The sequence below is a fragment of the Bacillus sp. ISL-7 genome, assembly GCF_018613065.1.
Window position 1 is genome coordinate 25,660 of the sequence record NZ_JAGGQW010000052.1, and the last position, 11,923, is coordinate 37,582.

3 protein-coding genes are annotated in these 11,923 nt (G+C 37.2%); 1 reads left to right on the plus strand and 2 read right to left on the minus strand.

Annotated features, from left to right (window positions below; all coding sequences use genetic code 11):
* Positions 1-278: 278 nt before the first annotated feature.
* Positions 279-1,499: a helix-turn-helix transcriptional regulator gene (locus tag J7E66_RS21930; RefSeq protein WP_215003768.1), complete on the plus strand. Its 1,221-nt coding sequence runs from the start codon at positions 279-281 to the stop codon at positions 1,497-1,499.
* Between the two features lie 144 nt (positions 1,500-1,643).
* On the opposite strand, the gene J7E66_RS21935 is transcribed toward J7E66_RS21930, so the two are convergent.
* Together J7E66_RS21935 and J7E66_RS21940 are read right to left on the minus strand one after the other, a co-directional pair.
* A complete protein-coding gene (locus J7E66_RS21935; protein ID WP_215003770.1) occupies positions 1,644-9,593 on the minus strand; it encodes a S8 family serine peptidase in 7,950 nt (2,649 codons plus the stop codon).
* Between the two features lie 810 nt (positions 9,594-10,403).
* Positions 10,404-11,582, minus strand: a complete 1,179-nt coding sequence (locus J7E66_RS21940) for a cation:proton antiporter (protein WP_215003772.1) — start codon at positions 11,580-11,582, stop codon at positions 10,404-10,406.
* Between the last annotated feature and the right edge of the window lie 341 nt (positions 11,583-11,923).

Consider the following 11,923-nt stretch of genomic DNA (forward strand, 5'->3'; position numbering starts at 1 on the left):
AACTACCTGTTTATATGTTCAGTACTTCATAGTTTAGTATAACCAGACTTTAATTAGCACTCGGTACGTTTATCCTATTTTGCCCATAATTCCTTCCACTACTCCGTTCGAAGCAGAATGTCCACCAAAGAATTTCACTTATCCTTAAGCTTTACTTCATAAAAACCTCTAAAATTCTAAATGTACATAATATATTTAGGAATGTAAAATCTTATTTGATACGTAGTAAATGGTCAGTTCCTGTCAATCATGAGCTAACTGCCGAAGGAGAAATTAGTATGTTTGAGGGAAAAATCATCAAATTTTATCGGGAAAAATACAAACTAACTCAAGATCAGTTAGGGAAAGATATTTGTTCTGTAACACATATTAGTAAAATCGAATGTGGTCAAACAACATTCGCATCCCAAATCCTTTCTCTATTATCCAAACGGCTTGGAATTAATATGGAGTTAGAAGTAAAAAAACTTATCAATATTAAACAACAAATATTCACTTGGCATGAAGCCATCATTATGAATTTGATAGCTGATGCGGCCCAAATTAATGATGAACTAGAGCGAGAAGCATTAATTGAAATCTCGGAATATTTTAATATATACCAATTACTTCGGGCAAGGTATCAATTAATGCATAATAATTGCCATGAGACATTTAAAATCATTAAAAAAATACAGAAAATAGAAAATAAATTAACACCTTATGAAACAAATTTATTAAAACATGTTTTAGGTATCTACTATATGGCAAAACAAGAATATGTCACTGCAATAGAAACATTAAAAACCATACAAAATGAGAATTATAATAACCCAGAATATTACTATCACCTGGCAATGGCTTACCATACTATACAATCACCTGTTTTGGCTTATTATTATGCTGAAAAATCACATCAATTTTTTAAAGATATGAATAACTACCTGAGAGTAATTGATGCAGAAATGATAATGATCATTCAAATTGACGATGCTGAAGTTAAAGAAGAAATTATAAACCGGTTTAAAAAATTAATGAAGAGCTGCGAATTAGTAAATGCCCCTGATCGAAAAGCAAAGGTAATGCATAACTTAGCTTATGCATACTATAGAAGAAAAAAATACGATCAAGCCAGTATGTATTTTAAAGAATCCATGTCTCTTAAAGAAAAAGAGTCCCCTCCATACTTACTTTCATTAGAAGGATATTTACGGAGTTCGTTTGATGGAGGGCTTATTTCTAAAGATAATTTAATAGAAAAGGCTGAAAACGGGTTAAGGGTAGCAATTAATACTAATCAATTATTATATATTCATCTATTTAGACTTCTACTTTATTTATTAAAATCAAAAGAAGAACAATACTATCAATATTTGTCAAACAAGGCATTACCAATGTATACTAAATTCGGCTTCACTTATTTGATCGATCGTTCAAAAAAGGAATTATTCAATTATTATTATAAGAACAAATTAAAAGAAGACGCATTGGAACTAGCCCAATTAATAATCAACACTTAAATAGGTAATTTAACCTATAAAAATATGAAAAAAGGCATTCTGAATCATCTTCGAGTGTCTTTTGTCATATTCATGCCTTTTTTTATTAATCTTTATATTCAATAAGAAATATCCCTGAAAATTTTCAGGGATATTTCTTCATTCTTATTTACTAACAGTAACCTTTGTAGCTGAACTTTCGTTTCCAGCTTTGTCAATTGCAATTACGTAAAGGTGTGTACTTACATTTTGTTTTACAATTGATACAGCGAACTTACCATTGCTATCAACTGTTCCAGTGCTAAGTGTTTTTGTGCCTGTTTTGACTACGATCGTAGAGCCTGCTTCCGCAGTACCTGTAACCTTAGTAGTGGTAGAAGTCACTTTGTCCACTTTTGGTGCTGTTGGGGCTGTTCTGTCAATTGTAAACTTAACCGTTGTTGCGTTACCAGATGCGTCCGTTACCACTAATGTGTGGTTACCCTCGTCTGTAACTGTTGTATCGCTTTTGAATTCTTTACCATCTAATTTAGCTGTTGCTTCATTAAAGGTAATGGTGACATCCTTGTTGTAAAACCCGTTGTTTTCGACACCATTTACCCATTTTGCGTATAGAATGACGTTTTCTGTCACTTTATCTTTTGCAAAATTCCATACCGTTTTACCTGTAGCATCTTTATACCAGCCAAGGAATGCATAACCAGTTCTTGTCGGTGTCGGAGCTGTGATGGTAGTGTTATAATCTGCTGTCATATTCTCCACTAAGCCTCCATCTTGACGATCGAAGATAACAGTGAATTTATGCAGTGACCATTTTCCATAAAGTGTTTTTGCAGAATAGATAGAGCTCGTGAAATCCCAAGGAATTGTACATGCCTCATCTGCGAACCAAGATAAATCGTAACCATAAACAACCGGTTCTGTTATTCTGCGTGCGACAATTTTGTCTTGTACTTCAAAAGGAGCGTTATCTTTCACAATGAAATGGACAGTATATCCGTTCACTATTTTTTGGCTCACAGTTACATCTGCATAATCTTTCGCACTGATGAAGATTGTGATAACTCCAGTTTTTTTGAATAGACTCTTATCTAACGTAATCTCATGTGTAGTCGCATCTACTTTGTATTTCGTTCCATCAACAGTAAGGCCGCCAACCTTGATGCTAGTGATGGCTTTTGCCCAATCCGTATCATTGTACTCAAGGGTTATATCGTTTCCGAGACTGTTATCTGTATTATCTGCTAATACAAGCGATCCAGCTAAAGCATATTTGGCATAAAGTGTGATTGGTTTTGTCACAATGTTTGCAAAATCATATGCTGTTGTTAAATTTTGATCTGTATACCAACCGAAAAACTTATAGCCGACCTTTGTTGGATCGATTGGTTTTACTGCGTTTCGATCGACGATTTGTGCCGGAACTGGATCACCGCCATTTGATACAAATGTTACTTTATGACCAACAACTTGATCCGAAACGAGTGCATCCGCATAACCTTCTGATTTAATCGTCACATTCACCTTTTGTCCTGCTGTGAATAAGGCTTTGTTCAGCGTGATCGTACTGTCAGTCATGGTGTAATCGGTATTTAGAACTAATTGTTTTGAACCAATCCAAACTTGTTTAATATTATTTTTCCAAGTTCCGTCATCATGGAATGATAACGTAATATCGCTTCCTACAGTGTTGTCAACGATATCTTTTGAAACAGTTGGAGGCGTTTTAATCCAACATAAATAGTACGTTTCATTATTGGTCAAATAAATGCCGTTTTGTCCAAAATCGGCAACTTTATTACTTGAGTTCGCGCTGTCCAAATAGAGTTTATCGCTTAACGATAGTGTTCCATTTGTCACATGAGAACTAACCGCTTGCATATTAGGCTGAGTAAAATTACCGTTGACTAGTGCATCGGTCAAGTATAAGTCACTTGCAGTTTTTAACGCTCCACCATTTAAGTCAAGGTGACGTCTATAACTAAGTTTCACATCTGGAATTTCGATCGTTTCACCAGTTGTTGCTGTTACGGTTAACTTATACCCTCTATTTGGAGTTGGGTTATATAAGCTTGGCGCTGCACTAAAGGCAAACTTTTCATTTGGATGTGCAGTTGCATAGCTTTCAGTAGCCGTTGTGAATGAAAGTGTTCCAATTCGATCGTTAGATGACAAGTCGTATGTGCTTGGGTCTAACGTATACGTTGTAGGTGACGCTTGAGTTGATCCATCACTATTCAGTTTATAGTAACTTGCCTCAATTTTGGCAATCTTATCTTTACCTGTTAACCAAGGAATATTCGTTGTATAGTCTGGGATGCTGATTTTCGCATCGCCTTCACCAAGTACCCAACCAATTCCGTTTGCTCCACTTACTCCGTCGAACTTCAACCCATTCGGTTTCATTGGATCAACAGGTGAATAGTTTTGGGTGTAATTCATTTGCCATTTTGCATAGACTTTTTGGTCTGCAGTCATAGTGCCCGTTGCTTGCCATTGGGTCGTACCTGCTGGATCATTATACCAACCGACAAGCTTATATCCAGGTCTTGTTGTACTAGGGTTTATGAAAAATCCAATGCTATTTGAAAGAACGTCACCATTCAGTTTAGTTCTATTTGGTTGGTATCCTACCGCTATAGGGGCAACTGGAGCACCACCTTGCGTATCGAATTCCACTCCGTATCCAACTGCTTGTGAAGCAATACCGTTTTCATCCAATCCTATCGTTTTAAGCGGGTAAATCGTATTATCCGCACCTGTTGAACTGATTTCAAACTTGTACAACTGAGGCAACCAGTTCGTTCCGCCTGGATTGATCGCGGACCTTGAATCCACAGGTGATGCGTCCGTCTTAAATACATCTGCTTTAAGCGTAATTTGCCCTGGTACGCTAATGTCGTAATATTTATTACCACTACCGTCTTTCAAATTGGTGATATCAACACCAGTTGCGTAGTTTAATGTTTTAACCACGATTTTATTGATTCCATTACGCCAATTCGCATCCTCCGTAAAGGTAAGGGTTAAATCCTTGCCTATATGTGCCTTTGATGGGTCGGTTACGTTTGGAATCGTTGGTGTCGGAATCGGAACAACCGAAACCGTAAAACTAACGTTTACATCTTTGTAGCCAGCAGCCTTAATCTTCACTGTATTCGTACCAGCCGTCGTGAACAACGAACCAGGTACTATAATCTGAGAAGGCATCGTTGTTTCTTGCCCAAATTGGTCAAAATACTGATATCCGGCTTTAATAGTCACGGCACTTGTTACTTCTGTTGTACCGAGCATAACCGTATTGATCGCATTTCTCCAAACCACATCATCTACGAACACATCGCTATTTGGTACGATAGAGATTGAAGCCCCGTTTTGTAAGTCTTGTAACTTTGGAATGGTCGTACTAATCGTTTTTTGGGTTGGACCTGCAAAATTTAGCTTTTGGATCACATTTTGTAGTGTGTCTCCCGCGTTTAACGTGATGGATCCGGCAAAATCAGTTGTAATGGTCGTATCTTGACCCACCGTCAGTTGTGCAGTTGGCACCGTGATACCTGCATCAATTGCACTTTGATTTTGTTTTCCAAAGTTTTTGAAAATGAAATAGAAATCATTGTAATCAATTCCATAGCCAATAGACCCTGGTTTGATCCAATAAACATCAGCATTTCGATTGCTGTTAAGGAAAGCAGTTTTGTTTGCTAACTTGTTATCTGGATTATCAACTGAATTAAGGTTTTTATATTGATAATACGTATTGATTTCATCTTTCAAATCCTTCATGTCGATGACGTTATCTCCATTGACATCTCCACCTAACTGAACTGGACCGAAAAGACCCCGTATATCTTTTACTGTTCCTGATTGATAGCCAAATTTGTTTTGACCAATGACAGGTGTTTTCCCATATCCTTTGAAATGTCCTGGTACGCTTGCTTCCACTGAATATGGTGAATCACTTACATCCATTGTAACGGCATAATATGGATTGATAAACGCATAAGCCATGGTATTATTTTCGCTTGTTGGATTGTCCGTCGTAAAGGTTTTACCCTTATCATCTGTAACCGTCACCTTCGCTCCTGAATCCACTGTGAATTGAGGATAGTTATTGTTGATTGTATTTCTTGAGAAAGCTTCAGCTGCAACTTGTCCTCTAAGTAGGGATGTTGACTGTCTCACAAAAGGTGTGTTTGTTGGGAACCACGTAACTTTTGTATCGACACCTGATAAAGTTAAATTAGCTTTTAATAAGATAAATTCAAACGGACCAACAACCGGATCAGGGTGTGTATAGGTCACATCCGCTTCGAGTATGTTCATATCATGATCAAGGGCACCATTTGCGCCGATTCCAGATATCGTCACATCCGTGTTTTCGCCTATTTGATAGATTGGATGTACATACGGATCTCCTACTGTTAGATGAACCGTAGAGAGGTCAATCCCTTTGCTAGTTAAATACGCTTTATACTCATCTGATAGTCTGATATTACTAAATTTGTATACCAAATTATCATTAAGAGTAATGGTACCACCAGTCATTCCTACTCCGTTTTTTGTTGCGATTGTCGATTTAAATGGTTTTTTCGCATCGATGACAACCTTGTCTTCATTTCCTGGACCTGCATCCACGCCACCAGAGTTGGTAATCGTCAGATATGGCGTACCTTTTTTGATGAAATAATATTGTTGTGACGTTGTATCTGGATCCGATGACCCAGCATAGTCATATGGATAGATCCTAAACGAACTACCAAATTTTGAAGCTAAGTCTTCAGGCGTAATGCCAAAATGGAAACGACCTTTGTCATTTGTATCAAAATAGACAGTTGGATATGAACTATCTTGGTAACCAACAACCCCGTTCAATGCTTGATCGACAGGCACCGGTGTCCTTCCATCTTTCGGACTGATCACCGAAGTTTCGCCATTGTTTTTCATGACGTCGATGTTCGAATCATAAACTGTACCATAAAATCCTTTAATCTCTTGTCCAGGTTGGTAACCTGTCGGATCGATTTCATAAATTCCTGGTTTTGAATCACCGTCCATTGTGATGGTTGGTGGTGTATTATCTACATAGACTGTATCTTCTGCCCTGTAGTGTTTTCCGCTTGCGTCAGTTGTAACCATCTCTAGTGAATAAGTACCCGCTTTAATGGTTTCAGACTTTGCTGCGAGTCCGGATTGATCATATGTTCCATCATATTGCTTTGTAAATGGAAGATATTGTCCCATAAAAAGCGCTATGTAAGGACCATATCGAACACCTGGGGAAAGCTCACTAGCATTCGTTAACCTGTTTGAGACGCCCAGATAATTTCCGTCCTTGTCTTTTACTAAAATATAGAAGCTTTCCATTGCGCTATTAATCGAGAAATTAAAACCTGCGAGGCCATCTGATGCCATTGCCTTGTAATCAACTTTAAACGAATCAATTCCTTTTTCTGCAACGGTAATCGTGAAAGGAATGCGATAAGACTCTGATGAGTCCGCTGCGTTTACAAGGGTAATATACCCTTCGTAAGTTCCCTCTACTGCGTTTGATGGAACCGTCATTTTTGCTGTTGCTTTAACGGTACTGCCTCCGCCAACCTGAATAGATGTCTCGTTTGTGCCACCTGTAGAGAAATCGATTTTGACATCATTTCCTGTTCCAGGTCCAACTTTATTGGAACCAGCAAATTTTGTTGAGATAAATTTAGTATTTACATTAAATACTTTACTGCTAGTTCCTTGATTGATTACGATAAAGTCTTTTGACGAAACAACATCATCAGAACCGTTCGTTGCACCTTCACCTCTACCTTTAAAGCCAAAGAACATGCTTCCTGTAGGGTTATCAATTTGATGCAACGTTGATGCATCTGCTAGATTATCAAGGTTTAGTGTTTTATCTAACACTTCGACACGAACGTCCTCATGGATGGAACGAGCAGGATCCACTCGTCCAGCACCGACTTGGTATACGCTATATGTCTTTGAATCTGTGTTTATATCCTTCGCAGTATTCATCATAGCCGCTTTGACATCCGCCGGTGTATAGTCTGGATGAGCAGCTAAAATCAAAGCTGAAATCCCTGCAACGTGAGGCGTTGCCATGGAAGTCCCAGACATCGATTGATAAGCAAACTTGTAATCTCTATTTTCTACACTTACACCATCTTGTGGCTCCCAAACGTCATATGGAACAGTTGACGAAATATCAACACCAGGCGCTACAATATCCGGCTTGATTGTCCAATCTTTTACTGGACCCGTTGAACTAAAGCTTGCCAATTCGTCACCTTTCTTACTGATCGGCTCATCAAGTGTAGACGGGAAAATAATGGTTGCTGTTTTAGGATTCTTTTGAATCGCATCCGAAAGAGCTTGTCCTTGTGCTTCCGTTAATGAAATCGAATAAACATTATCCATGCTTACGCCTAAGCCGTTTGGTATATATCCTTGGGTCTCTTCATCAGCATTGTTATCCCAGATAATCATACCCTCAACGCCGGCATTTTTTGCATTTGCCATTTTTGTTGACAAAAAATCTACTCCACGATGCACGAGAGCAATTTTACCAGACATATTTTGTCCACCGTAATCTGCCGCACTACCTAAACCGACATCAACAATTGGAAATGTTTGCCCTTTAAATGCATCATCTGCTTGTATATAGTTTTTACCAAATAAACGTGCTTGATAGGGAGTTGAACCATTCTTTACGGTCATCACTGGAACGTCTACCGGGATCGAACTTGCACCAACGGTTATCGCTAGTGCTGAAGTTCCTGGCGAACCAACGGTCGCTGCACCTGGACCTGCATTACCTGCCGCAACATCACACACAACACCTGCTAACGTAGCATTGTTAATAGCGATACTAGTTGGGTATAAGGGGTCATTAACTGTTGCACCAAGAGAAAGATTGATGACATCCAAATCATCTTTCGCTGCTTGATCAATCCCAGCTAATACAGATTCTGATGAACCTCGACCACCTGGTCCTAAAACACGAGATACATAAAGTTCAACATCTGGAGCAACACCATTTGCTGAATAGATGGCATTATTATTTGTCGTATTTGCTGCAATTGTCCCTGAAACGTGTGATCCATGTTCTGTAATATACTGCTTATAATCTGGTGGAGGTGGCCCTACCATTGGATCTGGATTAGACTTAGCAGCTACCCAATCATCATAGGTTGTTTCCATTGGGTCATGGTCATCCACAAAAGTTACATTCCCATTTGCATCGACAGTATTATTGACAAAGTCATGTCCGCCTTTATATACAGCCTTTAAATCAGGGTGATTGTAGTCGATACCAGTATCTAATACACCGACCTTAATTTTTTGCCCTTGACGTGGACCTTTTTTAATAATACCTGTGTTACCTTCAGCTTGAAGTTTATCTATTCCTAGTAATGATAGACCAGTTGTAGGCTTTCCTACAGAACTACTTGTTGCTGCATTTTGTGCTGAACTTCCTTCGTTAGCAACCGTATATTCTTCTTGAGACCAAACGGAAGCAACTTCTGGATTCTCTGAAAGATTTGTAACTAGCTTTGCTGGTAGAGATAAAGCTACACCATTAAATGCTTCTGAATATTCTCTATTAATGGTCATCTTCTGGGTAACTTGTTTTCCGTGAACGAATTGTTTACTAGTTTGTGTATTTACAAAGGTTTTAAATTTTGAATGAGAATCTTTAACCTTTTTTTTCGCGCCCGAATATTCGGTAGTAAAAGCTTGGCTATTTACTGTCGCTCCACCTTTAGCCAATGATTGTTTGATGATTTGTATTTTTGCAGGATCCACTTTAAATTGAACGATTACATTAATATTTTTGGAGCTACGTAAATCTTTTTGATCCACATGAATTTTTTGCGAATTATCTGCTCCAGTGAGCTTATTGATGCTTGCCTTTTGCTCAGAAGTAAGACCTTCAAGAATATGGTTTACTTCTTTTGCATCAAAAGTTCCACTGGACGGACTTTTCTGACTAGTGTTAGCAGCAGCATGTACGAGTGTTAAACTCTGAGGAAGCGCAAAGTTTAAAAGCATTGCAGTTAACACAGAGATAGATAACAGTCTTTTTGTTTTTCTCATTCTTTTAGTCATTTTTACCCTCCTTCTAAACTATTAAAATAGTTGCTTATATAAACCTGTATCCATTAGATTCATGGTTTAATAAACGATATCAAAAAGGATTTCCTTCACAAATTGTGAGGTATCCTATATGAACGAATAAAAATGTAACATTCATAATTTCCACCCTCGTCGATCATTTTACTAGGTGTTCAAATAATATTTAATAGTAATTATTTTCCCAATTATCTATATATTTAAATATTACTTGAAACTACAAATTTCGTACATTGGGGGAATTAGGTCGTTTTTATTTGACAAAACCAAACAAAATTCCTATTCCCCCTACTAAAAATGGAAACTTTTATAGGAAAAATCAATCAAATCGTGGGAACCTTTAATCTCAAATGGAAAGGGATTACTTTTTAACTTGGGGGAATTTTAAAAAATAGTCGAGAAAATGTCGATCATCCTTTATTTACCATCTTTAATATTGCAAATTTCGCAGTTCATTCGTAATTGGGCCTTGATACTAAACCCTTTCATATTAATCCTTGTAAAGCAATATTAACCAAAAAAAAGCTATCAACTTCCTAATTGTAGGAAGTGATAGCTTTTTCATACTTTATGGTTATTGAAGAATTTGCTAAAGTCACTTAAAGCTTGCACCTAAAAACAGTTGAAACCATGGATGCCCGAAATAGCAGTATATGAAAGTTGTTTTATTTAAAAAAGGCTCTGTTTAATAAATGTGTTGATTTTTTAAAAAAACAAATCTTGGCTTTCAGAAATTGATTGCAAGCTATTTCTTTTTTTTAAAATTAGATAGCATTTATGGATAAACTAAATTTTTAATTTATTAACAAGAAATTTAATAGTTGTTCCTTGCACAAGTAAGGAAAACAGAACATTTGCAAAGGTCATTGCTAATAACAAATCTTTTCCTTGAAAATTAGGTGTAATCGATAAAACAAGTGCAATGGATAAAGACCCTTTTAGCCCTCCCCAACCAATTACAGTCTTCCACGAAAATGGAATTGTTCCCTCAAAGGCTAAGCTCACAAATACAGCTACAATTCGTGAAAGAACAACAATTACAATACTTCCTATCACAACTGCCCATTTCCCATTAATACCTATTCGAACAATCTCTAATCCAACCATAAAAAAAATCAAAGCATTAGAAAGAAATGCAATAGCTTCCCAAAACGAATCCATTTCACGAAGCGTGTTTTCAGACATTCCAATTCTCTTTCCGTAGTTACCAAAAATTAAACCTGCAACAACTACTGCAATAACACCTGAAAAATGAAAGTGTTCACCTAGTTCGTAAGCTCCGTAAAAGAGGACAATGGATAAGCCAATCTCAATTAAATGCTGGTCAATTAGACGAGTAATTCGTGAAGCTAGAAAGCCAAATGCAGCACCTACAATTATTCCACCCAAGACAACCCTTAGAAACTCTGTTGAAGCCTCAAAGACACCAGTAGCTGTTATAGACGTAGTTACTAGGGCAATCTTAAAAAGAACAACCGCCACACCATCATTCCCTAAACTTTCCCCTTCGACAATAATGGATAATTTTTCATTTACCCTAATTGATTTAAAAATCGTCAGAACTGAAATGGGATCAGTGGCTGACATAACAGCTCCGAATATAAGAGATTCTTGAAGGGATAAATTTAAGAAGAATACGGAGGCTGCTGAAACCAATAAAAAGGTAAGAAATGTTCCAAGAAGAGATAATAATAAAATTGTTGTTTTGTTCTTTGTCAGCTCTTTGAATGGCATTTTTAGGGTAGCCTCTCCCAACAATGCAGATAAGAAAATTGTTATAATTGCAGTTTGGAAAAACGCATCACTCGTTACATGATGCTTAATCCCTTCCAGAGTCGGAATATTAAGCAACCCTATGAAAAGTCCTGCAATTACAAGAAGGGTTGGGTAAGGCTGATTTATTTTTTCAGCTATAAAGGCTCCTCCAACTGCAATTGCCAAAAGAATGGTCCACATTTCAATCATAATTTATTACGCCCCTGTTGTTATAATTCAATATTTCATATAAATTAGTTTCTTCCATTTTAATTTGCTTATCCGACAATAAATTTAGATAAATACATAAAATTTTAGAGATTACATGGGTAATCGCCAGCTGGTGGTTTAAGCAATTCAATTGAAGTCTATATATGCCCTATCTGCTATCTCCGTGGTAGAAAGTTCGAAATATGACATGCCCTTCAAATATTTCTGTACATGGCACCTAAAGAGGCATTGATTAAACCAACAATGAGTAAAAAATACCTTGAGCATAAATAAAGGAAAAAAGCCGACTCCACCTTCCTGAAGTGACCCCGTAAAGTTAG